This is a genomic window from Pseudodesulfovibrio halophilus DSM 5663 (assembly GCF_059568665.1).
In genome coordinates this window covers 174,758-198,984 of the sequence record NZ_JCANTV010000012.1, presented here as the reverse complement: position 1 = coordinate 198,984, position 24,227 = coordinate 174,758, and the positions used below count along the sequence as shown (strand labels likewise).

Sequence of the window (24,227 nt, the reverse complement as noted above, 5' to 3'; positions counted from 1 at the left end):
ACCGTGCCTCACTTGGAGAACAACGCCTCGACGATCGTTCTGGCTTCCGCCTCGATGGCGTCGAGGTGTTTTTCGTCGCGGAAGCTCTCCGCGTAGATTTTGTAGATTTCCTCGGTCCCGGACGGTCGCGCCGCAAACCAGCCGTTGTCGGTGCTGACCTTGAGGCCGCCGATGGGCTCGCCGTTGCCGGGCGCGTGGGTCATGCGCGAGGTGATGGCATCGCCAGCCAGCGTCTCGGTGCGGACGGAGTCCGGGGTGAGTCGCTTGAAGGCGGCCTTCTGCTCGTTGGTGGCCGGGGCGTCGCTGCGGCGATAGATGGGGGCGCCGTGCTTCTGCTCGAGCTCCTTGTACAGCTCGCCGGGGTCGCGTCCGGTGACGGCCGTGATCTCGGCAGCGAGCAGGTTCAGGATGATGCCGTCCTTGTCCGTGCTCCACGGGCTGCCGTCGAACCGCACGAAGCTGGCCCCGGCGGACTCCTCCCCGCCGAAGGCACAGGTGCCCTTGAGCAGCGGCCCCACGAACCACTTGAAGCCTACCGGAACTTCGAAAATGTCGCGGTTCAGCCCCTCGGCCACGCGGTCGATCATGGAGCTGGTGACCACGGTTTTGCCGATGGCTGTTTCGTTGGACCACTGCTCGCGGCTGCGGAACAGGTAGTCCACCGCCACGGAGAGGTAGTGGTTCGGGTTGAGCAGCCCCGAGGCGCGGGTCACGATGCCGTGCCTGTCGAAGTCCGGGTCGTTGCCGAAGGCGATGTCGAAGCGGTCGCGCATGGCGATGAGCCCGGCCATGGCGTAGGGCGAGGAGCAGTCCATGCGGATCTTGCCGTCCTTGTCCACGCTCATGAAGCTGAAGGTCGGGTCGGGTGCGTCGTTGGTGACGGTGATGTCCAGCCCGTACTCGTCCGCGATGGGCTCCCAGTAGGCCAGCCCCGAGCCGCCCAGCGGGTCCGCGCCGATCTTGAGCCCCTCGGCGGCAACGGCTTCGAGGTTCAGGATGCTGCCCAGGTCGCGCACATAGGGCATGACGTAGTCGATGGCCTCCACGCCGTCGGTTGCCAGCGCCTGCGCCAGCGGGACGCGCTTCACGCTCACCAGCTTGTCGATGAGGATCTGGTTGGCCCCGTCCTGAATGGCTGCGGTGGTACGGAAATCAGCGGGTCCGCCGTCCGGCGGGTTGTACTTGATGCCGCCGTCGCGCGGGGGATTGTGAGAAGGAGTGATGACCACGCCGTCCGCCAGTCCCGAGGTCCGGTCGCGGTTCCAGCTCAGGATGGCGTGCGAGATGACGGGCGTCGGCGTGTAGCCGAAGCCCATCTGGTAGCGCACGGCCACGCCGTTGGCGGCGAAAACTTCGAGCGCGGTGGTAAAGGCCGGTTCGGAGAGGGCGTGCGTGTCCATGCCCAGAAACAGCGGTCCGTCGATGCCGCGCATTCTGCGGTGTTCACAGACGGCCTGACACACGGCCATGACGTGCGACTCGTTGAAGGTGGACGTGAGCGAGCAGCCCCGGTGTCCGGATGTGCCGAAGGATACTATTTCGTCCGGATTCTTGGGGTCCGGTTTCCGTGAATAGAAAGCCGTGACGAGCCGGGGGATGTTTTCCAGCATGTCATGGGTCGGGGATTTCCCGGCCATCGGGTGAAGCGACATGAAGCCTCCGTTGTTTGCGTTACCTAGCCTACCGGAATATCAGGCCGCGAGCATTATCACAAGGTGTCGACCGGTGGCGGTGCGGAAGTTTCGGCGCATTCGTGCAACCGTAACGATGATGTCTTGTGCCTGTCATGTTCGGGCCGAGGGGCCGGGTACTAAAACCCGTGAAAACCGGACTGAACCTCTAGGAGGATATATGCGGATTCTGCGGCGGAAAATGGCTGCGGCGGTGCTCCTGCCGGTACTTCTTGTCATGTTTCTCGGGATTTCGGGAATTATTTATTTCGTCAGCGAGAGTTCGTACGAGATGGTCATGCGAAACCAGAACGCGGCGGCCGCGGAGCTGGCCGACTCCGTGGCCGGGACGTTGAACCGGTATCTGGAGGACATGACCGGGTGCGTGAAGACCGTGGCGGGGATGCCCTCCGTCATCCGGGCGCTGGACGGCTGGGACCGCATTCACGCGGTGACGGCCACCCGGAATGTGATCGACAACTACCCCGGCCTCTGGGCCGTGCTCATCTTCGATTCGGAAGGCAAGGTGCTTGCCGGGTTCAACGCCAACGGCGACGACCTCACCGGAGCCGACCGTTCCGGGCGGGAGTACGTGCAAAAGGTGCTCGGCGGCGAGGAGACCTGGATAGTCCCCAGAGTGATGACGTCCCATTCCGGCAACGGCAGGACCATCCTCGGCATTTCCCAGATCGTGCGCGACCGCTTCGGAAACATCACCGGCGGTGTCGCCGTGCTTCCCCTGTGGAGCGACTTCGTGGAGCGTTTTCTGGAGCCCGTGCGCATCGGCGAGCGGGGCTACGGGTTCATTCTCGACGGCGAGGGGCGGCTGGCCGCGCACGCCGCCGACAGCTCCCGCGTCGGGGAGGACCTGAGCGGATACGATTTCGCAAGGGAGGCGCTGGAACGGCGAAACGGGACCCACCTGTACGAATGGCAGGACGACGAGAAGATGATGGTCTTCCGTGAGAACGAAGCCACGGGCTGGGTGATCTGCATGTCGGCGTATGTGTCGGAGATTGCCTCGACTGCGGTGATGCAGCGCAACGTGCTCCTGGGGATCGGGGGCGGGGTGGTCCTGTTGATAGGAGGCATCGTGGTCTTGGCGTTCCGGAGGTTGGTGTCCGTACCCGTCGGCAAGGGCCTTTCGCTGGCGTCCTCCATGGCCTCGGGCGATCTAAGCGCCATGGCCGACGTGCGGGGTGAGAACGAGATGGCGCGGCTGATGGCGGCCCTCAATGCGATGACGCATCGCGTGAGCGGCGTCGTGGGCGAGGTGCAGCAGGGGGCCTCGGTTGTGGTCTCCGGCAGCAGAGAGGTCTCCGCGCTGTCCGAGCGGCTCTCGCAGGATGCGGCGGAGCAGGCCGCGAGCGTCGAGGAGATTTCCGCCTCCGTGGAACAGGTGAACGGCAACATCGGCACCAACATGGAACATGCCGAGCGGGCCGGAAAGCAGGCCGGACAGGTGGCCGACGAGGCGGAGCGGGGCGGCGAAGCCGTCCGGCGCACGGTGGGAGCCATGCGTGAGATAGTGGACAAAATCGCCGTGGTGGGCGAGATCGCGCGGCAGACCAACCTGCTGGCACTGAACGCGGCCATCGAGGCCGCGAGGGCCGGCGAATCCGGAAAGGGATTCGCGGTCGTGGCGGCCGAAGTGCGCAAGCTGGCGGAGCGAAGCGGCGACGCCGCCGCCGAGATTGCCGAGCTTTCGGGGCGAAGCCTCGAGGTGGCCGAAGACGCCGGAGACGTGCTCGACACGGTTGTCCGGCATATCCGCGACAACGCCGAGCTCGTGGAAAAGGTCACCGAGGCGAGCCGTGAACAGCACGCCGGGGTGACGCAGGTCAACGAGGCCGTTTCCGCGCTCGACACCGTGGTGCAGGGGAACGCGGCGGCATCCGAGCAGCTGGCCTCCACGGCCGAGGAGTTGCGGACCCGGGCCGAGAGCATGCTCGAGGTCATGCGCTTCTTCCGGGTGGACGAGTCCGGTGAGCCTGATGCGGCCGGTAGCCGGTCGCAGGCCCTTCCCGAAGCTGTCTAGGCTGCATCCTTCAGGGCGCGCACCCGCTTGACCACGGGCGGGTGCGAATACTGAAGCCACACCGTGAACGGGTGCGGCGTGAGATTCGACAGCGAGTCCGCCGAAAGCCGCTTGAGCGCTGAAGCCAGCTCTCCGGGGCGCCCGGTGGTGCGCGCTGCAAAGGCGTCCGCCTGATACTCGTGTTTTCTGGAGAGCGCGCCGTCAGCCAGCGAGAGCAGCATGGAGACCGGGGTATAGAGCAGGGCGAAGAACACCAGCCCGGCGTGGACGCTCATCTGCTCCACGCCGAACGCCTCGAACAGCCCCGGCGTCTCGAGGAAGAATGAAAGCAGCCAGAACATGAGTCCTGTCTTGAGCACCGAGGCCGCGAGCATCTTGCGGACGTGCCCCAGCTTGGCGTGGCCGACCTCGTGCGCCAGCACCGCCGTGATCTCCCCGGGCGTGTGCCGCTCCACAAGCGTGTCGAACAGGGCGATGCGCCGTTTTTTGCCGAATCCGGTGAAAAAGGCGTTGGCCTTGGTGCTGCGCTTGGAGCCGTCCATCAGGTACAGTCCTTCCAGTTCGAAGCCCTGTGAATCCGCGTAGCTCTCAAGCATCCGGCGCAATTCGCCCTGCTCCAGCGATGTGAAGCGGTTGAACAGCGGCAGAATCCACTGCGGGGCCACATAGGTGACGCCGAGGCTGAAGAGCGTGGTGAAGCCCCAGCACCAGAGCCATGCGTCCGGTCCGGCCCAGCGGAAGAACAGCAGGATGCCCGCCAGCAGAGGCCCGCCGATGACCGCTGCCAGAAGGATCCCCTTGACGCGGTCGGCCACGAAGGTTCCGGGCGTGGTCTTGTTGAATCCGAAGCGGTTTTCCAGCACAAAGGTTCTATAGACCGAAAAGGGCAGGCCCGGGATCATGCTCAGGAGCCCGAGCAGGCCGAAGAAGAGCAATCCCGTGACCACGGGGCCGAAGCCGAGCGACCGCACGGCCGCGTCGGCCCACGCGAAGCCCCCCGCGACAATGAAGACGATGGAGATGATGGTGGAGAGCGTGTCTTCCACGGATTCAAGTCGCATCTTGGCGAGATTGTATTCCTGTGAACGACGGTAGGCCTCGTCGTCGATGATGTCCCGGAACTCCTCGGGCGGACTGGTGGAGAGGTTTTTCGCGTCGAGGTGGCGGGAGATCATCCCGAGGGCCCACGCGGCCACGAGTGATGCCAGAATGAGAGCGAGGTATATGTTCATGAATCCTCCGGATGCGGTGGTACTTGTGTTTGATGCCGGGCTGTCGGAGCTGTTGACCCGAAAGGCCGATGATGGCGAGATACGCTACCGGGCGCGAAGGGGCCAGTCAATCAAGGACATGGTGGAGTCGCTGGGGGTGCCGCACACCGAAGTGGGAGAGCTCCTCGCTGCCGGCGACCGCAGCGTCGGGTTCGGCTACCAGCCGCGACAGGGACAGCGCCTCGAGGTCCGCTCCGTGCCCGAGCCGTCTGACGTGACGGCCGGGCATCCGTTGCGGCCCGCGCTGCCGCGTGCGGCGTTTCTGGTGGATGAGAACGTGGCCGGACTGGCGCCGCTGCTGCGGGCCATGGGGCTCGATGCGGCTCGCGACGGGCTGGAGGGCGACGCAGCCCTCGCACGGCGGGCAGCTGAGGAAAAAAGGGTGGTGCTCTCGCGGGACCGGGGGCTGCTCAAGCGTGCGGTGGTGACGCACGGGCGGCTGCTGCGAGCCGAAGGGACCGACGCACAGTTAGCGGAAATCGTCCGGCATTTCGGGCTTGTTCCCACAGAACAGTTCATGCGCCGCTGCCTGCGCTGCAATCTGCCGACCGAACCTGTGGAAAAAGTGGAAATCCTGCATCTGCTCGAGCCGAAGACGAAAAAATATTTCAATCATTTCAGAAGATGTCCCGGATGCGGCAATGTGTACTGGCGGGGCGGGCACTATGCGCGCCTTGTCAACAGGCTGGCCCGATCCGGGGTCGCCATTCCCGCACAGGCGGCGCTAACCGCCGACGAAGCTTGATTTAATGAAGACGGTGTATTACCGTCAGGCAAATCTCCCGAAGATTATTGAGGACAAGCATGAGCGCCACCGCCAAGACAATTCGTGAAGACATAGCACGGGCGAAAGCCTACATCGGACGCAATGACTATCTGCGCTCGCTGGAAGCGCTTGCGCGCGCCGTGAAGGGCGTAGCCGGCAGTCAGGTGTATGGCCGCGAGAAGTTCGAGGTGCAGGCGCTTCTCGAGGAGGCCTTCCGCGACCTGAACGGCATGGCCGTGGTCAAGAAGCTCTTCCCGAGCGGGCTCAACTACCAGCGGGGCAAGGAGGCGCAGCTCTACAAAACGCTGGTCCGTCTGGCCGCACGGCTGAAGGACGCCATGGAGAAGGCGCGCGTCGCCAAGCAGCGCGAACACCTCTGGAAGCTCGACGAGATGCTGCTGGAAGCCCAGAAGCACATGGAGGACGAGAATCCGCTGGAGGCGAGAAAGCTGTTCCGAACGGCATCCGACACCTTTACGGAGATCGAAGGCCTGAACTCCGACATCGGCACGCGGCTGATGATGGGCGGGCTGCTTCAGGAAGCAGTCGAGTATCTCAAGCGTGCGCTGGAGCAGAACCCCTCGGACAACCGGGCCTACAGCTCGTTGATCATGTGTTACGAGGGACTTGGGGAGACCGCCAAGGCCATCGAGACGGTGAAGGAGGCCATGCGCAGGCTCGGCGTCAACGAGTCGCTGGAGCTGCGGCTTGCCAAATTGCACCTCTCGCGCCGTGAATGGGGCGAGGCCAACAAGTACGCCGCCGCGGTGGTTCAGAAAAACCCGCTCAACCTCGAGGCCGAGAAGATCGTCAAGAAGACCGAGCCGAAGATTTACGGTGCTGGCGGGAAATCCCGTTCCGGCGGCTCCGGTTCCGGCTCGGGCAAGGCCATCAAGCTCGACATCTAGGGCCGCAGGGCCCGAATCCCTCCGTTTCCATTTCCAATGAGCAGCTTTCCGTCGCGATCGACGGTGATTGCGCTTGCGTTTTCGGCATCGCGCAGTACGGGACGCCTGCCGCCCGTGCGCGAGAGGGCCCAGACCGTGCCGTCGGTGTCGAGCGCGAACAGCCTGCCTCTGCGTGACATGGCAATATCCAGCACGGCGGCCTCGAAGCGTGCCACCTCCACGCGTTCGCCGTCGGGCGTGCGGCAGAACACGGCGTGCCGTTCGGCGGTGTAGATGTTGCCGTGCCCGTCCGTCAGCATGGAAGCTGCCTCGGCAAGGGCGGGAATCAGGACAAGGGCGGCCAGCAGAAACAGTTTGATCCTGAGCATGATATCCTCCGGGTTGCTTGACCGAACTCTAAAAAGCGGACATTGATATGTCCAATATGCGTTTGTGTCTTGATTGATACTTCGGAGGTATGAATGGAGCTGCGTCACTTGAAGTATTTCATGGCGGTGGCCGAGGAGTTGCATTTCGGCAAGGCTGCGCGGCGGCTGCATGTTTCCCAGCCGCCCCTGAGCCGTCAGATACGACAGCTTGAAGAGGAGCTGGGCGTCGAGCTGTTCGAGAGAAGCAGCCGCCGTGTGGAGCTTACAGCGGCCGGACGGTACTACATGGCGGAGGTGAACAAGGCCATGGCGGTGCTGGACGAAGCGGGCAGGACCGTGAGGAGCGTTGCTTCCGGGGAGGAGGGGGCGCTCAAGGTCGGGTTCGTCGGTCCCGCGAGCCTGAGCCGTTTCCCCGAGGTGGTGCGCGAGTTCCGGCGCAGATTTCCGAACATCAGGCTGACAATCCGAGCCATGTCCACGTATCATCAGCTGGACCTGATGAATCGAGGACGGCTCGATGCCGGCTTCGCCCGGCTCTTCGGTCATGACATGCATGGCTTGAATACGAGGCTGTTTCTGCGCGAACCGTACGCGTTGGCGATTCCGGCGGGGCATCGTCTTCACGGACGCAGGGGGGTGTCGCTGTCGGACCTGCACGGTGAGGACATGATCTTTTATCCGCGGCATTATCAGCCAAAGCTGCATGACGCGCTCATCGCCGCCTTTGAACGGGCCGGTGTCACGCCGGACATCGTGCAGGAGGCGAACACCGAGCAGAGCACGCTGGCGCTGGTGGCGGCGGGCATGGGCGTCGCGCTGGTTCCGGCCTCGTCGGAGAACGGTTGTCCGCAGGGGGTGGGAATCGTATCGCTGGAGCAAGGGCTCCCGCCGTGGGAAGTCTCCATCGTATGGCCCCGGCATGGGCACGGACCCGTGATGGAGCGTCTGCTTGAGGTGGCATCGGAGTTTACGGAAACCGGATAGCTCGTCCGGCTGCGCCAAATGCCCCGCAGGGGCATGAAAACGCCACCTTACTGTCGTCTGTCTCCACAGAGTTCGCCGTGATCGTATACCGGTAAGTTCCCGGTGTCTGCGCGCTGATGGGCATCTGGCTATGTGTCCCGCCGTCGTGTTTCTCACGCCGTGCTGTCCAATACCATCCATTCATTCATTTGATCCCGTAAGGTCTCTACGCCGTGAGGGGCGAGTCTCGCGGGATTGCCGTGGAGCCTGCGCGAACTGTTTCGGCCCTGCTTGCGAACCGGCCGGAGGCGACCCAAAGTCAGCCGCGGGGTGAGGCTCGATCGCGGCCTGTCAGGTGGATGAATCACGAAGAATGGGAGTCCCTGACATGGGGCCGCATAAGAAAGGCCCCCCGCATCCTGTGCGGGGGGCCTTGATATCGGGCTGGTTCAGTCGGGTCGGACTAGTACATTCCGCCCATTCCGCCCATTCCGCCCATGCCGCCCATGCCGCCGGGCATGGCCGGAGCGCCGCTGTCCTTTTCAGGCTTTTCGGCGATGGCGCATTCGGTGGTCAGCAGCAGGCCGGCCACGGAAGCAGCGTTCTGCAGCGCGGTGCGGGTGACCTTCTTGGGATCGATGACGCCGACCTTGATGAGGTCTTCGTACTCGGAGGTGGCGGCGTTGAAACCGAAGCCGTCCTTGCCTTCCTTGATCTTCTCCACGACGATGGAGCCTTCGAAACCGGCGTTGCCGGCGATCTGGCGCAGCGGCTCTTCGATGGCGCGGGTGATGATGGCGATGCCTGCGGCTTCGTCGTCATCGACCGGCTTGAGGTCCTTGAGGGCCTTGGTGGCGCGGGCAAGGGCCACACCGCCGCCGGGCACGATGCCTTCTTCCACGGCAGCGCGGGTGGCGTTCAGGGCGTCTTCCACGCGGTCCTTCTTTTCCTTCATTTCGATTTCGGTGGCTGCACCGACGTGAATGACGGCGACACCGCCCACGATCTTGGCGAGGCGCTCCTGGAGCTTTTCGCGATCGTAGTCGGAGGAGGACTCGTTGATTTCGGCGCGGATCTGCTTGATGCGGGCCTTGATTTCCTCAGCGTCGCCGGCGCCGTCGACAACGGTGGTGTTGTCCTTGTCGATGACCACGCGCTTGGCGGAACCGAGATCGTTGACGGTGAGGTTCTCGAGCTTGATGCCGAGGTCTTCGGAGACGACCTGGCCGCCGGTGAGGACGGCGATGTCCTTGAGCATGGCCTTGCGGCGCTCGCCGAAGCCCGGAGCCTTGATGGCGGACACGTTCAGGGTGCCGCGCAGCTTGTTGACCACGAGGGTGGCCAGAGCTTCGCCTTCGATGTCTTCACCGATGATGAGCAGCGGACGGGACATCTTGGCGACCTGCTCCAGAACGGGCAGAAGTTCCTTCATGTTGGAGATCTTCTTTTCGTTGAGCAGGATGAGCGGCTCTTCCATTTCGCAGGTCATGCGCTCGGGATTGGTGACGAAGTAGGGGGAGAGGTAGCCGCGGTCGAACTGCATGCCTTCGACGACATCCAGAGTGGTTTCGAGGCCCTTGGCTTCCTCAACGGTGATGACGCCTTCCTTGCCGACCTTGTTCATGGCCTCGGCGATGATGTTGCCGATGGTGGCGTCGTTGTTGGCGGAGATGGTTCCGACCTGAGCGATTTCTTTCTGGTCGCGGGTCGGCTTGGTGACGTTGCCGAGTTCTTCGACAACGGCGCCGACGGCTTTGTCGATGCCGCGCTTGATGGCCATGGGGCTGCGGCCGGCGGCCACGAGCTTGACGCCTTCGGTGAAGACGGACTGGGCCAGAATGGTAGCGGTGGTGGTACCGTCACCGGCCACGTCGGAAGTCTTGGAGGCGACTTCCTTGACCATCTGTGCGCCCATGTTCTCGAACTTGTCTTCGAGTTCGATTTCCTTGGCGACGGTCACGCCGTCCTTGGTGATGACCGGAGCGCCGAAGCTCTTTTCGATCACGACGTTGCGGCCCTTGGGGCCGAGGGTCACCTTGACGGCGTTGGCGAGCTTGTCCACGCCTGCTTTCAGTTTTTCACGGGCTTTGGCGTCGAAGAGAATTTCTTTGGCCATTGGGTATCTCCTTCAATAATGAACTATTTCGTCTAAAAAAGAGCCTTAATTGTCTATATGCCGGACTACGACTACTCGACGACGGCGAGGATGTCGTCCTCACGCATCACGAGATGTTCGTTGCCGTCGATCTTTACTTCGGTTCCGGCGTACTTGGCGAACAGCACGGTGTCGCCGGTCTTGACGGTCAGTTCAACACGCTTGCCGGCGTCATCCAGCTTGCCGGGACCGGCGGCGACGACCTCGCCCTTCATGGGCTTTTCCTTGGCGGAATCAGGGATGATGATGCCGCCTGTGGTCTTCTCTTCCATTTCCAGACGCTTCACCAGCACACGGTCGTTCAGCGGTTTCAGCTTCATTCGTCTATACCTCCGGGTATCGTTGGGTTTTTTGTGCGTTTGTCCCGGCCTGAGGGAGCCGGGCTCCGCGCTGAGCAGCGGAAGACTCGGGGATAAATAAGCACACTCGCCGGGCTGTCAAGCGGGGGGCGTGAAATTTTTGTGCGGGGAGCGGGGGAAGCGGAGAAGACTCAGCCGGTGACAAGCCCAGCGGCACGGTCGGGGAGGAGCGTGTGCGTGCGGAACCATGCGTACAGGTGGTCTCGCACGCAGGCTGCGGTCATGGCGGCCCCGCCTTCGAGCCTTCCCATGAGTTCGAGTGTCTCGGCCATGAACCGGTCATGGTCCAGCCGGTGTTCATCAAGCGCCGGGCAGGCCTGCTCGCGAAGCAACTCCTCCTCACGCCGGAAAAGCATGAGGGCGTTGTCCCGCAGTCGCTCCACGGCGATGAGCAGGTGGCGGCGCTCGGCCTGATCATCCAGCGGCGTGTTCATGTCGCGGATCATTTCGGTCAACGACTCAAGCAGGTGCGAGAATCTCTCGTGAAGATCGTCGAGCTGCCTGATGCCGGTGAGGTCCCCGGCGGGGGAGCCCTTTGAGGCAAGCGTCATCACATTCCTCCGTGAACTGATTGACTCGCCCTTGTAATGGGCCGGGCCGGTCCTGTCCAGAGGTTGCCGGTAACGGCTCCGTGACCGCATTTTGACAAGGCGTAACAGGAGGGAAACCGGTTTGGCGCGTGTGCGCAGTAGAATCCCGCAAACCCGCAGGGAAGGAGCACGCCATGCAGCAACAGACTGTCGAGAATCAGCTATTCAGGCTTGAAAATCCGTCCGCAACCCCGTTCAAGCGCGCTCTGTTCAACATCGCCTCGAAGCCGCTCACCAAGCTGCTGCGTTTCGATACGCTCAACAGCCTGTACGACCGCTATCGGCAGGAGGAGCTCGGCGGCGAATTCGTGGATCGCGTGCTGGACATGTTCGGCATCCGCATCGAGATGGGCGGCAGGCCGCTGTCCAAGGTTCCGGCTCAGGGACCGCTCGTGGTTGTTGCCAACCACCCCTTCGGCGCCATCGAAGGGGTCATCCTCGTCAAGCTGCTGAAACAGATTCGGCCCGATGTCAAGGTCATGGCCAACTACATGCTCGGCAAGATTCCCGAGATGCGCGAGCACCTCATTCAGGTGGACCCGTTCGGGACCGACAAATCCGCAAAGGCCAATATTTCGGGGCTCAAGGAGAGCATGCGCTGGCTCAGGGACGGTCACCTGCTGGCCGTATTCCCGGCGGGCGAGGTCTCCAGCCTCAAGGTGGGCAGGCGCATGGTGGCCGACCCGCAGTGGAGCGACACCGTGGCCCGCATGGTCAGAAAGACCCGCAGCCCCGTGGTCCCCATGTTTTTCAACGGCCGCAACAGCGCGGTCTTTCAGGCGGCAGGGATGATCCACCCGCGCCTTCGCACGGTGCTGCTGCCGCACGAGAACCTCAAGAAGGCCAGCCGCACCGTTCAGGTCAGCGTTGGCGGACCCATCGCCTTTGAACGGCTGGAATCCTTCGGAACCGACACGGAGCTTACGGAATACCTTCGTTTTCGCACCTATGTGCTCAGACGCCAGAAGCCGCTCCCGTTCCGGTCCGGCAAGGAAAAAGCGCCGCGCAGCATGGCGCCGCTGGCGGGCAGCATGTCCAAGCACATCCTCGCCAGCGAAGTGGCGGCCCTGCCGGACGAGAACCTGCTGGTGCAGAGCGGCGATCTGAAGGTCTTTCAGGCCGAGGCGTGGCGCATCCCCCGCGTGCTGCGGGAGATCGGCGTGCTTCGCGAAAAGACGTTCCGCGCCGTGGGCGAGGGCACCGGCAACCCTACGGACATCGACGAATACGATGACACCTACCGTCACCTTGTGCTCTGGAACGACAAGGAGCGCGAGGTCTGCGGGGCCTACCGCTTCGCCCTGAGCGACGAGATTATGGCCGCACAGGGGGCCAAGGGCATCTATTCGGCTTCGCTGTTCCGCTTCTCGCCGGGATTTCTCGAGGAATTGCAGCCCGCGCTGGAACTGGGGCGCTCCTTCGTGCGCGCCAAATATCAGCGCAGCTACCAGCCGCTCCTGATGCTCTGGAAAGGACTTGCCGCGTTTATCGTGAAGAACCCGCGATACTCCAAATTATTCGGTTGCGTGAGTATTTCCGGCGACTACTCGCCGCTTTCCCGGGAGCTCATGGCCGGCTTCCTCAAGCGCCACTGTTTCGACAAGGAGCTGTCCCGGATGGTCACGCCATCCACCCCGCTCAAGGACAAGGCCCTGAAGCGGCTGGACGTGGCGCTCTCCGAGGCCGCCCTCAGCGACCCGGAAGACCTCGGCTCCGTGGTCACGGAGGTCGAGGGGCGCGGCATCCCGGTGTTGCTCAAGCAGTACCTGAAGCTCGGCGGCAAAATCCTCGGCTTCAACGTGGACCCTGACTTCGGCGACTGCCTCGACGGCCTGATTCTCGTGGACCTCGTGCACACCGACCCCAAAATCCTCTCGCGCTTCATGGGCGCCAATGGAGCCAGAAGTTTTCTTCGTCACCACGAAAAAATCACCGAGGTCGCGCCGGTAGCGGCCTGATTCATTTATATATGTAATGAAAAGGGGCCCGCAGTGATGCGGGCCCCTTTTTTATATCAGAGATGGGCAAGGTTCGATTTTCAGATGGTAAACCCTTCATTTCGATGGGCTACAGCCCTTCTTCCTCTCAATCCGCTTGTCCTACCTGAGGCGGCATGAAGGCATCGAGCTTGTCGAGCAGGCCGCCGGACTTTTGGTGGTAGCCGAGTTGGGTATAGGTCGAATGGTTACGGGGCGAGATCCTCGAGATCCTTTCTCCCAAGATCATATATGACATACTGCTGTCAGCACATCCCGATAAATGGTAAATCCACTTCATCAAGCCTTGTTATACGGGTTTGCTATACACTTGAATGCAAGAGGGTGCTCTGGGATACCGTGGGATATACCCATGCTGGACAGCCCAGAAGGGCTGATAATCTGTTAATCTGATATTCAAAAAACTAAAAATTGATACTAAGTCAACTTAAGCCATCGGATCAAAAACAAAAGGCCCCGCACAGCATTCTGTGCGGGGCCTTTATTACAAATGAAGAAGTGGTTAGTCTTCGCGGCTGGTGATTTCCAGCAGATGGTAACCGAACTGGGTTTTTACCGGGCCATGAACTTCGCCGACCGCTTCGTTGAACACCACGGTGTCAAATTCCGGGACCATGGCGCCGGGGCCAAATTCACCGAGATTGCCGCCTTGCTGTCCAGAAGGGCAACTGGAGTGTTTTTTTGCCAGTTCAGCAAAATCAGCACCGTCCTGAATCTGTTTTTTCAGGTCCAGACAGGTTTGTTCATCACTAACCAAAAGATGCCGGGCAGTTGCTTTTGCCATGTGTGCTCCTATTAGCTTGATTATAATTTAAAGGGCCAGGGAATTGGCCGTTACGACTTTGTAGGTCGCAAAAAAACTTACGAATTGGAAGCAGTTCTACAACCCCTTCTTCTTATCGATCCACTTGTCCACCTGAGGCGGAACGTAGCCATCGAACTTGTCGAGCAGGCCGCCGGGGGAAGCGTCGGTGAGCACCATGCCGCGGTGTTCGGAGACGAGGAATCCTTCGTCCACCACCTTGTCGAGAAAGCCCGCCAGTTCGGAATAGTAGCCTTTGACGTCCAGCAGACCGCAAGGTTTGCTGTGGTAGCCCAACTGGTTCCACGTGAGGACCTCGAAGAATTCTTCAAGCGTGCCGATGCCGCCGGGCAGGGCGATGAAGCCGTCTGCCAGTTCGGCCATCTTGGCCTTGCGGGCGTGCATGGAAGGTACCACATACTGTTCGGTGAGGCCATGGTGCGCCACCTCCTTTTTCACCAGCAGCTCGGGGATGACGCCGATGACGCTGCCGCCCGCGGCCAGCGCGGCGTCGGCAAGGGTACCCATGAGGCCCACGCCGGAACCGCCGTAAACCACGCCTAACTCCCGTTTCGCCAGTTCGGTGCCGAGCTCTACTGCGGCTTCGGTGTATCGTGAATCATGGCCGGGGTTGGAGCCGAGAAAAACGCAAATACGGTTCATGCTCTTAGCTATCCTTTGCTTTGCACCGCGGCCTCGATCGAGGCAGCGAATTCGTCCACCTCGGCCTCGGTGGTGTTCCACGAGAGCATCCAGCGCAGGCTGCGCTCGGTTTCATCCCAAATGTAGAAATAGTATTCGTCGAGCAACCGGCTGATCGCGTGCTCCGGGACCTTTGCAAAGACCGCGTTGGTCTCCACTTCGCCGAGAATCTCCACGCCCTCTGCGGCTGCGGCCTTTTCCGCCAGCCGTTTCGCCATGGCGTTGGCGTGCCGGGCGTTCTCCAACCAGATGCCGTCTTCGAGGTACGGGATGAACTGCGCCGAGACGAAGCGCATCTTGCTCACGAGCTGCATGAACTGCTTGCGGAAAAACGGCATGCCGGGGCCGATTTCCGGATTCAGCAGCACAACGGCTTCGCCCATGACAAGCCCGTTCTTGGTGCCCCCGAAGGAAAGCAGGTCCACGCCGAGGTCGGTGGTCATTTCGCGGAAGGAGCAGTCGAGCGCGGCGCAGGCATTGGCAAGGCGGGCGCCGTCGATGTGAACGAGCATGTCGTTTTCGTGCGCGAACTCACACCAAGCGCGAATTTCCTCGGGTCTGTAGAGCGTGCCCAGCTCGGTGCACTGGGTAAGGGATATCACTCGGGGTTGGTTGCGATGCACGAAGCCCTGCGCCGCCAGGTGCGGTACGGCTTGATCCGGACTGATGCGCCCGTCACTGCTTGGCAGGGTTACGGACTTGAACCCGCCCACGGCCTCGGGCGCGCCGCACTCGTCAGAGGTGATGTGCGCGTGCTCGGAGCAGATCACGGACTGCCACGTTTCGCAGACCGACCGAAGCCCGGTGACGTTGGCCGCCGTGCCGGTGGTCACGAAAAAGGTCCGTGCCTGCGGGCCGAAGTGGTCGCAGAAAAGCTGCTGCGCCCTGCGGGTGGTTTCGTCCTCGCCGTAGGCCTTGGCAGACCCGGCGTCGGCGGCGGTGAGGGCCTGCAGTACGGCGGGGTGGGCTCCGGAGTTGTTGTCGCTGGCGAAGGATTTCATTGCTGGTCGTCTCCTGTTGGTTTCAGAAAGCGTCGGGTTTGGGGTTGGTCTGCCAGACAATCCGCCCAGCGTGCATAGCCGTCGGCATCGGGGTGAACTCCGTCGCCGCGTTGCAGCGACAGGCGGAAGGCTTCGTCCGGGGCGAGTAGCGCGGCGCTCGATACAAAGCGCGCACCGTGTCTGGCGGCCACTGTCGGGAGTTGCCGTTCCAGCTCGCTGAGACGCTCCCGCAGGCCGTCGCGCAGGACGGGCGGCGGTCCGATGAGCAGCACTTCCGCCATGGAGGCCATGTCGGTGAGCAGTGTATCCAGATGCCCTGTGGTCTGGTTGGGAGGGACGTCCTGTGCCGCATCGGCAGTACCGGCGCAGAGGGCGATCCTGACCGGCGCGTCGCCGGAGACTCTGCGTCCGGCCTCGCCGCGCCAGCGGTAGAGCAGATGGCGAGAGGTGCTGGCCCGAACTCCCAGATTGTACCATGTGTCGTCGGCCCGCCTTGCCGGGCCGTGGAGGGCCAGGCGTCCCGCGAGGCCGAGTCCCCCGCCGTCGCCATAACCGAGGGTGAGGGAGTCTCCGAAGAACAGAAAGATCACGGCTATTCCTTGGTGCGTGCGGATGCGGAGCGGATTTTCAGGCCGAAAACAGCAGTGGCCTGCACCGCGCGGTCGTCGAGCGGGAGCTCCCGTCCGGAGTATTTGATGGTAATGGCCTGCAGCGCGTTACGGTGCGCGTCGCCGGACAGCTCGCATGGAGCAGCGGTGCCGCACACGCTGCGGAAACTGTATCCCAGCTTGCAGGCCAGATCGCCTTCCATGCGTGCGTCGATATCGACGGCGACGCTGAAGCCCACCACGATGCCGGAGCGCAGGGCGTCCGCCTTGCGTCCGCGTCGACTGGAGTGAAGCACCAGCGTGTCGTCGTCGCGGGCGAAATTCACCGGCAGGCTGTAAGGACCCTGCTCGTCGCATATGGCCAGCCAGAGAACGTCGGCCCTGTCGAGTACGTCGTGGACGGCGGTTCTGTCGGTCGTGGTGTCCTGCTTCATGGCATCAACCCCTTTATCATTTCGGGCAAAGGGTCTATTACTGACTCATGCTCCGGAACACAACCGCCGGGTTGACCTCGGTCATCATTCCTGCGCTCTGCGAGGCGGACGTCATCCACGAGGTGGTGTCCAACGTGCGCGATGCGGCGGGCGGCCTCTCCGTCCAAATTATCGTATCCGACGGTGATTCGGACGGCTCCACCCTCGCGGCGCTTTCGGACCCGGAGGTCATCGGGGTGCGGTCACAGCCCGGCAGGGGAGCCCAGATGAACGCTGGCGCCGCTGCCGCGTCGGGCGACGTCCTGCTGTTTCTCCATGCGGATACGCGGCTGCCGCAAGACGCTCTGCGGGATGTCCGCGAGGCCATGCGTGAGCATCAAGCCGGGGCTTTCAGGGTGCGTTACGACACCCGTTCGCGCTGGGTCCGTTTTCTTGGAGAGGTGAGCAACCTGCGAGCCCGACTGGAGCGTATTCCCTACGGCGATCAGACGCATTTTTTTCGCGCCGAGACCTTTCACCGCCTCGGTGGATATCCTGAAATTCCCATCATGGAAGACGTGGAGATGTTCCAGAAGCTCGCGGCTTCCGGTGTTCGGCCCGTGTTCTTGCGGCGGAGGGTGCTCACTTCCGCGCGCCGTTACGAGGCCGAAGGGCTCCTTTCTCGTCCCCTGCGAAACGTGGGGCTTCGTCTTCGCCACCAATTCGGTGCGGATCCGCGTACACTGGCCGGGAACTACCGGCCGCAATGCCAGCTGGAGCGAAAATGAACGGTTGCGTGCTCTTCTTCGTCAGGAATCCCGTGCCCGGAGAAGTCAAGACCCGGCTTGCCGCCGACACTTCGGACCGGACGGCCTGTGACCTGTATCGGCTGATGGCTTCATCGGTTCTGGAGCGCCTTGAGCAGGACGGCGTGGAAACCGCGGTCTGCTACACGCCGGAGGATGCGCGTCCGCAGGTGCTGGACTGGCTCGGTCGCGGGCGCGTCTATCTTTCCCAGAAAGGTCCGGATCTCGGGCGGCGGATGGAGAACGCCTTCCGGGAGATATTCTTCATGGGTTACCGCAAGGCGGTGCTCGTGGGCAGCGATATTCCGGGCCTCACGGGCGAAGACTGCCGGAGCGCGCTCGAGGCCCTGTCCCCCAAGCGGGCGGTGCTCGGGCCCGCGGGCGACGGCGGATACTACATGATAGGCTTTCACCGGGACGGATTCGTGCCGCAGGCGTTCAGCGGCATGAAATGGGGCGGGCACAACGTGTTCGGTTCCACTTACGAGACAATCCAGCGAACCGGGCTGTCCGTGTCGCTCAAGGCCAGACACATGGATGTGGACACGCTCAACGACCTGCGGGAGTTCCTCAAGAGTTCGGATTCCTCCGCGTGGCGTGGCACGCCGTTCATGGAGCGGGCCCGGGCCGTCACCGGAAGCTAGAAATCCATCAGCCCCAGCGGGTCGAGCGTCTTTTTTTCGGCGCGGCGAAACCGCACCACATCGCAGAAGAGGTCTTCCTCGATGGTGATTTCCCAGTCGCCGCCGGAGCCGAAGCTGTTCCAGAGTTCGGTTCGGATGCCCTGGCGCACCTTGATGCGCACTTCATCGGCACCCGCCTTGTTCAGGCAGTCCAGCATGGCCGGGACCAGTCCGCAGGTGACGCTCTGCAGGTCGAATTCGGGGATGTTTTCCATGGCTATTTTCCGATGCAGAATGAGTCGAACACGGCGTTGAGCACTTCGTCGGGGGCGATGCGTCCGGTAATGGACGCCATGGCGTCACAGGCGGCTTCAAGTCGGACGCCGAGCAGATCGTGCGGCAGGCCCGCGGTCGCGTCAGCTTCCAGCGCGGCGAGCTCGTGTGCTGCGTGTCGCAGCGTTTCCGCCTGACGCGCATTGGGGACCGTTTCGTCCGGATCGGGCTGGGATTCGCCGGAGCCGAGGCGTTCGACGATCTTGTCCGCCAGCGTGTCCATGTTCCTGCCGCTTTTCACCGAGACTTTGACGATATCGATCATGAACCGCTTGAATACTTTCCATGCCGGTGGCTGGGCCTCGGGCAGGTCGTATTTGTTGAAGACCGCGATGGTTCTGGACGGGTCGAGAGCGACGGCTGCGTCCACGTCTTCGTCGGTGATGGTCTCGGAGGCGTCCACCACATAGAGGATCAGGTCGGCCTGTTCCATCAGCTCGCGGCTGCGTTCGATGCCGGCGCGTTCCACGTTGTCCGCGGAGTCTCGGATGCCGGCGGTGTCAGCGAGGCGTACGGTCATGCCGCCGAGGGAGACGGATTCCTCCAGATAGTCACGGGTGGTGCCGGGGGTGTCGGTGACGATGGCCCGGTCGTGGCCCAGCAGCGCGTTCATGAGGCTCGACTTGCCCGCGTTGACCAACCCCGCAAGCACGACGAGTGCACCTTCCCGCCACGCCTTGGTCCGTTCGAAAGAAGCGATCAGCGATTCAACGTCGTCGCGAACCTCGCGGGAGACAGCGGAGATGCGCTCGGGAGGCAGGCACTCGACGTCTTCCTCTGGGAAATCCACGGCCACGCACAGCTCTTTTCTGAGATGCTCCAGCCGGCTCCTGAGTGTGTCGATGCGGCTGCCGAGCGCTCCGGAAAGCCGCGTCCGGGCCAGATGCAGGGCGGCCTTGGATGGCGCGTGAATGAGTTCGGCCACGGCCTCGGCTTGCGTCAGGTCCATGCGCCCGTTCAGGAAGGCTCTGTAAGTGAACTCGCCGCGCTCCGCCAGCCGCGCGCCGCGGGAGAGGGCGGATTCCAGCACCGAAGCGGTTACGGCGCGTCCTCCGTGGCAGTTCAGTTCCACCACGTCCTCGCCCGTGAAGGATTTGGGGCCGGGCATGTATGCCAGCAAACCCTCATCGATGACGTTGCCGTCGACGTCGAGGAAGTGTCCGTAATGAAGACGGTAGGGCTTTGGGGCGGCAAAGGACTCCGCTGCGGGCCGGAACATGGACATGGCGGTTTCGCGGCTTCTGGCGCCGCTGATGCGCACGATACCCACGCCGCCGGTGCCGGAGGGAGTGGCGACTGCGGCGATGGTGTCTTTTCTGCGACCGGGGTCGAGCATGGAAGGCTCCTGAATGGAAAGAAAACGGCCGGGGTCCCCTGTGGAGCCCCGGCCGTGGAATACGTTATCGTCTGCCGTTGTTCCTGCGGCCGCCTCCGCGGCGTTTCGGGATGATCAGCACCCGCTTGAGCGGGCCGTCTCCCTTGGAACGAGTGAAGACCGTGTCGTCTTCCTGCAGGGCGAGGTGCACCACGCGCCTGTGGTAGGAGCTCAGGGGCTTGGTGCTCTGGGTGCGACCGTGATTGCCGGCTTTTTCGGCGAGATGGAAGGCCAGCTGGCGCAGCTTGTCGTCCTGACGCTCGCGGTAGTCGCCGGTGTCGATCTGGATGCGGACCGAGGCTTCCATGCGGCGGGAGACGAGGCGATTGGTCAGGTACTGAAGAGAGGAGAGGGTCTGGCCCTCGCGACCGATGATCAGCCCGCTGTTTTCCTCGTCATCGATGAAGACCTTCACGCGATCGGGGTCGAAGGTCACGTCGAGCTTGGCTTCGCCAACGATGGGTTCGAGCATGCGGCCCAGAATCTCGCGCACGGCCTTTTCGACTTCGGCCTTGTCCAGGTTATCCAGAGAGCTGGCGACCTCGTTGCCCGGCTCGGGAGCATCGGTGTCCTGCTCGAAATCGGCAACGTCTTCGACGGGCGCCTTCTGTTCGGGCACGGCTTCGTTTCCGGGCTCGGGGCGTGGCGGGACATCCTGCTCGGGGGCGGACTCGGCTTCGCCTGCCTCGGACGCGGCCTTGAGTTCGGGATTCGGCTGCGGCTTGGGCGCGGACTTGCGTTCCTTTTTCGGAGCGGGGGCATCCTTTTTGGGTTCCTTGGCAGGCTTTTCCTTGCCCTTGGTCTCCTTGGGTGCCTTGTCTTCTTTCGGCGCCTTGTCTGCCGCGGCTTCCTTGGCAGGCTTGTCGGTCTTCTTCGGCTTGGGTTCGCGTTTGGGCTTTTTCGGACCGGACTTGGGCTCGCTCTTCTTCTGCGACTCGTCCATCAGCGGCTCGGCCTTGAACGCCTTGCGCGGACGAGCCTTGATGGTGGCCTTGCGCACGCCGACGATGCCGAAGACGCCGGTGGAGCCGCCCTTGATGATCTCGATCTCGAGTTTTTCGCGGTCCAGGTCAAAGTGACTGCATGCCGTCTTGATCGCTTCGTCCAGGTTTTTCCCCTGGAATTCCTTGAATTCGCTCATACTGGTTCCTTCGTTCGGGAGGGGGCCTTGCCTCGTGTTGCTTCGTGTAATCTAGGCCGCTTTCTTCTTGCTGCTTTTCGACGTGATGAGCCACTGCTGCCCGATGGAGAGCACGTTGTTCATCAGCCAGTAGACGACCAGCCCGGCGGGGAACTGCAGGAAGAGGAACGTGAACACCAGAGGCATGAACATCATGATCTTCTGCTGTGTCGGATCGCCCGTCGAGGGGGTCATCTTCTGCTGGAGGAACATGGTGGCACCCATGATGATGGGAGTGATGTAGAGCGGGTCCTTGGCGGACAGGTCCGCAAGCCACACAATGTCGGTTCCGGGCAGGTACTCGATGAATGGAGCGTGTCTCAGTTCGATCGCCCCAAGCAGCGCCTTGTAGAGACCGAAGAAGACGGGAATCTGAACAAGCATGGGCAGACACCCGCTGGCCGGATTGACCTTGTACGTCTTGTACAGAGCCATGGTCTCCTGATTGAGGCGCTGTTTGTCGTCACCGTATTTTTCGCGCAGCTTCTGGATCATGGGCTGCAGCTGCTTCATCTTGTCCATGCTCTTGTAGCTCTTCTGGGAAAGGGGCCAGAAGATTACCTTGATGATGATGGTCAGGATGATGATGGCCAGACCGTAGTTGTTGACGTACTGGTTGAAGAAGACCAGCGCCATGAGCATGGGTTTCGCGAGCGGGTCGAACCAGCCGAAGTTGACTGCCTGGTCCAGATCGTTCGGCATGCCGGCGAGCAGGCCGCGGTCCGCCGGTCCCAGGTAGTAGGAGGTCTCGAGCGTCTTGCTCATGCCCGGCTGGAAGGTGTCGGACTGATCCACCGCCATGCGGAAGATTCCGTTCTGCACGCTGGCGAACAGCGACGCATCCGGATTCTCCGGGACGATGGACATGATGAAGTAGTTCGACTCAATGGCGCCCCACTTCAGGCCGCCCGCTGCGGAGACGCCCTCTTCCTGAAGGGTCTCGCGGTCGTCTTCCTCGTCTCGGCCGTCATTGACCAGCCACGCGATGCGCGTGGGGTTGTACTGGTTGTCCTCGGCGGTCATGGACTTGGCCGCTGCGGTGAACGCTACCCCTGCCTCGGTGCCGCGCTCCTCGAGGTTCACCATGGTCAGCGCCTCGGTGATGAGGTAGCTGTCGGAGTGAATGGTCAGGCGGCGTTCCAGTTCGAAACCTGCCGCGCGTCCCTTGAAGGTCAGGACGTGCTTTTCACCCTTGTCGATGGAAATCTGTTCGGCACCCTCATACGCCCATTTGCCGTTGAGCCACGTGTGGTTTTCGGAGCCGCGCCTGCGGATGATGACACCCAGCGGGCCCTTGGACACGGACTTGGCGCCAATGAGGTCCACCGGCATGGAGTCGGCATCGATGCCTTCGTGGTAGTTGCGGAGGACGAAACGCTCCAGAACGCCGCCGGAAGTGTTGAAGGTGGCGCGAAAGAGCGGGGTCTCCACGTGGATGTCCTTGCCTGCGGTAGGCACGAAGTCCTGCGGGGAGGGAGAGCCCTGCTGCCCGTCCTTACCGGCGAGCGGGTTGATGGGGGCCGGGGCTTCGCCCTGCGCCTGCTGCTGTTGAGCCTGTTCCTGCACGGGAGCGTTGCTCTTGGGCGCGGGCTGGGGGAAAAGCATCTGCCAGCCGACGAAGACGGCGAAGGAAAGTGCCAGAGCAAGTATGAATCGTTTGTTGTCCATTTGTTTACTGTCTCGCTTTGTGGTTCAGAACGGGCCATTGGGCGGGGACGGGGTCATAGCCCCCCTTGCACAGGGGCTGACAGCGCAGCAGACGCCACGACGTCAGCAGCAGCCCCTTGAAGGCGCCGTGCACGATGAATGCTTCCCGGGCGTACTCGGAGCACGATGGAAGAAACCGGCAGGAGCCGGGAAGAAGGGGGGAGATGCAGATCTGGTAAAAACGGATGAGCGCCAGAAAGATGTAGCGCATCACGTCCTCTCTGCGGAACTCTCTGCCGCCTTGCGCTGCAGGTGTTTCAGCGCGGGCAGGAGTTCATCCGTGGCGAGGGCAAGGTTCAGGCGTTCCGGATCGAGATTTCTTTTGGGGACCACGACGATGTCGAGCGGGAGGTCCACCCTGTCCTGATGCAGCCTGAAAAACTCGCGCAACACTCGTTTAACGCGGTTGCGCGTCACTGCATGCCCCGTTTTCCTGCTGACCGTCAGGCCCACCCTGAAGGAGGGCCTGTCCGGCTGCAGCAGCCCGAAAAGTATGAAATTTCGAGTGAAATGCTTTCTACCCTGATCAAAACATCTCACATATTCGGGGCGTTTCAGCAGCCGACGCTGCCTCGGCCATGTTAGATGCCTAATCTCTTGCGTCCTTTCGCGCGGCGGCGACGGATGGTGGCGCGGCCGTTTTTGGTGCGGGAGCGCACGAGGAAACCGTGGGTACGCTTGCGACGGATCTTACTGGGCTGATAAGTGCGTTTCATGGTTGTATATCTCCTAAAATGATGGTGTCTGTTCCTATGGCGTCGAACGGTTGCATATAGCGAGAAGAAGCCCGCTCGTCAAGGGGTTCTTCGCTCTCCGTCCCGGTCCGCGCCGAGCCTTTCGTCCGTTCGGCTTTTGCTGTACATACTGGAAAGAGTCAAGTCCGTATTTATTACGATAAGAAAAAAATAAACCGGGATGCCCTCCCGGCAGGAGGAATCATGGATAATCCTACACAGATCTACTGGAATCTCAAACTGGTCGCCGCCGCGGGCGCGCTCGAGAAGAACGGTTTCGATGCCAAGATCGTCGAGTCGAAGGAGGAGGCCGCTTCCCTGATACGGGACGAACTGCTGCCGTCGCTCGCGCCCGGGACTGTTTCCTGGGGTGGCTCCCTGTCTTTCACGTCCACGGGGCTCTATCACGCCATCCGCGACGCAGGCGACTTCGAGATCATCGACACCTACGACAAGAGCCTTGAGGGCGAAGCCAAGATTCAGCGCAGGCGCGAATCCCTCGACTGCGATGTCTACTTCACCGGCACCAACGCCCTGACAGAGAACGGCTGGCTGGTGAACCTCGACATGATCGGAAACCGGGTGGCCGCCATGACCTTTGGCCCGCGCAACGTGGTCGTGGTCTGCGGAAGGAACAAGCTGGTTCCCGGACTCGAGGAGGCCATGCAGCGCATCAAGGACTACTCCGCGCCTGTCAACGCCATGCGGCTGGACATGAAGACCCCCTGTCGCAAGACCGGCGTCTGTCACGACTGCGACAGCCCCGAGCGCATCTGCAACACGTGGACGATTCAGGAAAAGTGCTTCCCCAAGGGGCGCATCCACGTCATCCTCGTGAACGAAGACCTCGGATTCTAG

General features: G+C 62.3%; 26 protein-coding genes. 8 read left to right on the top strand and 18 right to left on the bottom strand.

Features of this window, described 5'->3' with window-relative positions:
• Positions 1-8: 8 nt before the first annotated feature.
• Positions 9-1,652: a phosphoglucomutase (alpha-D-glucose-1,6-bisphosphate-dependent) gene (gene pgm / locus BR24_RS11630; RefSeq protein ID WP_496541647.1), complete on the bottom strand. Its 1,644-nt coding sequence runs from the start codon at positions 1,650-1,652 to the stop codon at positions 9-11.
• Positions 1,653-1,851: 199 nt separating this feature from the next.
• Between pgm and BR24_RS11625 the strand changes: the two genes are divergently transcribed.
• Positions 1,852-3,708, top strand: a complete 1,857-nt coding sequence (locus BR24_RS11625; protein WP_496541646.1) for a methyl-accepting chemotaxis protein — start codon at positions 1,852-1,854, stop codon at positions 3,706-3,708.
• Here BR24_RS11625 and BR24_RS11620 read toward each other — a convergent pair.
• Positions 3,705-4,940, bottom strand: a complete 1,236-nt coding sequence (locus BR24_RS11620) for a M48 family metallopeptidase (RefSeq protein WP_496541645.1) — start codon at positions 4,938-4,940, stop codon at positions 3,705-3,707. The two genes, BR24_RS11625 and BR24_RS11620, sit on opposite strands and share 4 nt — an antisense overlap.
• Between BR24_RS11620 and BR24_RS11615 the strand changes: the two genes are divergently transcribed.
• Together BR24_RS11615 and BR24_RS11610 are read left to right on the top strand one after the other, a co-directional pair.
• Entirely contained in the window at positions 4,939-5,724 is a 786-nt protein-coding gene (locus tag BR24_RS11615) for a Mut7-C RNAse domain-containing protein (RefSeq protein WP_496541644.1), read from the top strand. The genes BR24_RS11620 and BR24_RS11615 overlap by 2 nt on opposite strands.
• Positions 5,725-5,783: 59 nt before the next feature.
• Positions 5,784-6,653 carry a tetratricopeptide repeat protein gene (locus BR24_RS11610; RefSeq protein WP_496541643.1) on the top strand — a complete coding sequence of 290 codons (870 nt, stop codon included), beginning with the start codon at positions 5,784-5,786 and terminating at the stop codon, positions 6,651-6,653.
• Here BR24_RS11610 and BR24_RS11605 read toward each other — a convergent pair.
• Positions 6,650-7,021 carry a hypothetical protein gene (locus tag BR24_RS11605; protein ID WP_496541642.1) on the bottom strand — a complete coding sequence of 124 codons (372 nt, stop codon included), beginning with the start codon at positions 7,019-7,021 and terminating at the stop codon, positions 6,650-6,652. The two genes, BR24_RS11610 and BR24_RS11605, sit on opposite strands and share 4 nt — an antisense overlap.
• A 93-nt stretch (positions 7,022-7,114) precedes the next feature.
• On the opposite strand from BR24_RS11605, the gene BR24_RS11600 reads away from it, so the two are divergent.
• Complete coding sequence (locus BR24_RS11600) at positions 7,115-8,005, top strand: LysR substrate-binding domain-containing protein (protein ID WP_496541641.1); 891 nt, start codon at positions 7,115-7,117, stop codon at positions 8,003-8,005.
• A 442-nt stretch (positions 8,006-8,447) separates the two neighbouring features.
• On the opposite strand, the gene groL is transcribed toward BR24_RS11600, so the two are convergent.
• From groL to BR24_RS11585, 3 genes are all read right to left on the bottom strand, one after another.
• Positions 8,448-10,100, bottom strand: coding sequence for a chaperonin GroEL (gene groL / locus BR24_RS11595; RefSeq protein ID WP_496541640.1), 1,653 nt, complete (start codon positions 10,098-10,100; stop codon positions 8,448-8,450).
• Between the two features lie 71 nt (positions 10,101-10,171).
• The gene (gene groES, locus BR24_RS11590; protein WP_496541639.1) at positions 10,172-10,459 is read right to left on the bottom strand and encodes a co-chaperone GroES; all 288 of its coding nucleotides are present in this window, start codon (positions 10,457-10,459) and stop codon (positions 10,172-10,174) included.
• 170 nt (positions 10,460-10,629) lie between these two features.
• The gene (locus BR24_RS11585) at positions 10,630-11,049 is read right to left on the bottom strand and encodes a bacteriohemerythrin (protein ID WP_496541638.1); all 420 of its coding nucleotides are present in this window, start codon (positions 11,047-11,049) and stop codon (positions 10,630-10,632) included.
• A 173-nt stretch (positions 11,050-11,222) separates the two neighbouring features.
• On the opposite strand from BR24_RS11585, the gene BR24_RS11580 reads away from it, so the two are divergent.
• On the top strand, positions 11,223-13,046 hold the full coding sequence (locus tag BR24_RS11580; protein ID WP_496541637.1) for a bifunctional lysophospholipid acyltransferase family protein/GNAT family N-acetyltransferase: 1,824 nt from the start codon (positions 11,223-11,225) through the stop codon (positions 13,044-13,046).
• Positions 13,047-13,587: 541 nt separating this feature from the next.
• On the opposite strand, the gene BR24_RS11575 is transcribed toward BR24_RS11580, so the two are convergent.
• The 5 genes from BR24_RS11575 to BR24_RS11555 all read right to left on the bottom strand — a co-directional run bounded on the left by BR24_RS11575 (position 13,588) and on the right by BR24_RS11555 (position 16,632).
• The gene (locus tag BR24_RS11575; protein ID WP_496541636.1) at positions 13,588-13,869 is read right to left on the bottom strand and encodes a peptidylprolyl isomerase; all 282 of its coding nucleotides are present in this window, start codon (positions 13,867-13,869) and stop codon (positions 13,588-13,590) included.
• A gap of 96 nt (positions 13,870-13,965) precedes the next feature.
• Positions 13,966-14,550, bottom strand: coding sequence for an LOG family protein (locus tag BR24_RS11570; RefSeq protein ID WP_496541635.1), 585 nt, complete (start codon positions 14,548-14,550; stop codon positions 13,966-13,968).
• An 8-nt stretch (positions 14,551-14,558) separates the two neighbouring features.
• Positions 14,559-15,590: a threonine aldolase family protein gene (locus BR24_RS11565; protein WP_496541634.1), complete on the bottom strand. Its 1,032-nt coding sequence runs from the start codon at positions 15,588-15,590 to the stop codon at positions 14,559-14,561.
• A complete protein-coding gene (locus tag BR24_RS11560; RefSeq protein WP_496541633.1) occupies positions 15,587-16,180 on the bottom strand; it encodes a GDSL-type esterase/lipase family protein in 594 nt (197 codons plus the stop codon). Before BR24_RS11560 ends, BR24_RS11565 begins: the two co-directional genes overlap by 4 nt.
• A gap of 2 nt (positions 16,181-16,182) precedes the next feature.
• Positions 16,183-16,632 (bottom strand): pyridoxamine 5'-phosphate oxidase family protein, encoded by a 450-nt coding sequence (locus BR24_RS11555; RefSeq protein ID WP_496541632.1) that lies wholly within the window; start codon positions 16,630-16,632, stop codon positions 16,183-16,185.
• Between the two features lie 47 nt (positions 16,633-16,679).
• Here BR24_RS11555 and BR24_RS11550 point away from each other — a divergent pair, with 47 nt between their 5' ends.
• Together BR24_RS11550 and BR24_RS11545 are read left to right on the top strand one after the other, a co-directional pair.
• On the top strand, positions 16,680-17,399 hold the full coding sequence (locus BR24_RS11550) for a TIGR04283 family arsenosugar biosynthesis glycosyltransferase (RefSeq protein ID WP_496541631.1): 720 nt from the start codon (positions 16,680-16,682) through the stop codon (positions 17,397-17,399).
• Complete coding sequence (locus BR24_RS11545) at positions 17,396-18,061, top strand: TIGR04282 family arsenosugar biosynthesis glycosyltransferase (RefSeq protein WP_496541630.1); 666 nt, start codon at positions 17,396-17,398, stop codon at positions 18,059-18,061. Before BR24_RS11550 ends, BR24_RS11545 begins: the two co-directional genes overlap by 4 nt.
• On the opposite strand, the gene BR24_RS11540 is transcribed toward BR24_RS11545, so the two are convergent.
• The 7 genes from BR24_RS11540 to rpmH form a co-directional block, all read right to left on the bottom strand.
• On the bottom strand, positions 18,058-18,315 hold the full coding sequence (locus BR24_RS11540; protein ID WP_496541629.1) for a hypothetical protein: 258 nt from the start codon (positions 18,313-18,315) through the stop codon (positions 18,058-18,060). The genes BR24_RS11545 and BR24_RS11540 overlap by 4 nt on opposite strands.
• Before the next feature lie 2 nt (positions 18,316-18,317).
• The gene (gene mnmE, locus BR24_RS11535; RefSeq protein WP_496541628.1) at positions 18,318-19,709 is read right to left on the bottom strand and encodes a tRNA uridine-5-carboxymethylaminomethyl(34) synthesis GTPase MnmE; all 1,392 of its coding nucleotides are present in this window, start codon (positions 19,707-19,709) and stop codon (positions 18,318-18,320) included.
• A 64-nt stretch (positions 19,710-19,773) separates the two neighbouring features.
• Positions 19,774-20,889, bottom strand: coding sequence for a Jag family protein (locus BR24_RS11530; protein WP_496541627.1), 1,116 nt, complete (start codon positions 20,887-20,889; stop codon positions 19,774-19,776).
• 51 nt (positions 20,890-20,940) lie between these two features.
• Positions 20,941-22,596: a membrane protein insertase YidC gene (gene yidC / locus BR24_RS11525; protein WP_496541626.1), complete on the bottom strand. Its 1,656-nt coding sequence runs from the start codon at positions 22,594-22,596 to the stop codon at positions 20,941-20,943.
• 4 nt (positions 22,597-22,600) lie between these two features.
• Positions 22,601-22,846, bottom strand: a complete 246-nt coding sequence (gene yidD, locus BR24_RS11520) for a membrane protein insertion efficiency factor YidD (protein WP_018123719.1) — start codon at positions 22,844-22,846, stop codon at positions 22,601-22,603.
• Positions 22,846-23,229, bottom strand: coding sequence for a ribonuclease P protein component (gene rnpA / locus BR24_RS11515; protein WP_496541731.1), 384 nt, complete (start codon positions 23,227-23,229; stop codon positions 22,846-22,848). Before rnpA ends, yidD begins: the two co-directional genes overlap by 1 nt.
• A complete protein-coding gene (gene rpmH / locus BR24_RS11510; protein ID WP_018123721.1) occupies positions 23,217-23,351 on the bottom strand; it encodes a 50S ribosomal protein L34 in 135 nt (44 codons plus the stop codon). Before rpmH ends, rnpA begins: the two co-directional genes overlap by 13 nt.
• A 222-nt stretch (positions 23,352-23,573) precedes the next feature.
• Here rpmH and BR24_RS11505 point away from each other — a divergent pair, with 222 nt between their 5' ends.
• Positions 23,574-24,227, top strand: a complete 654-nt coding sequence (locus BR24_RS11505) for a lactate utilization protein (protein WP_496541625.1) — start codon at positions 23,574-23,576, stop codon at positions 24,225-24,227.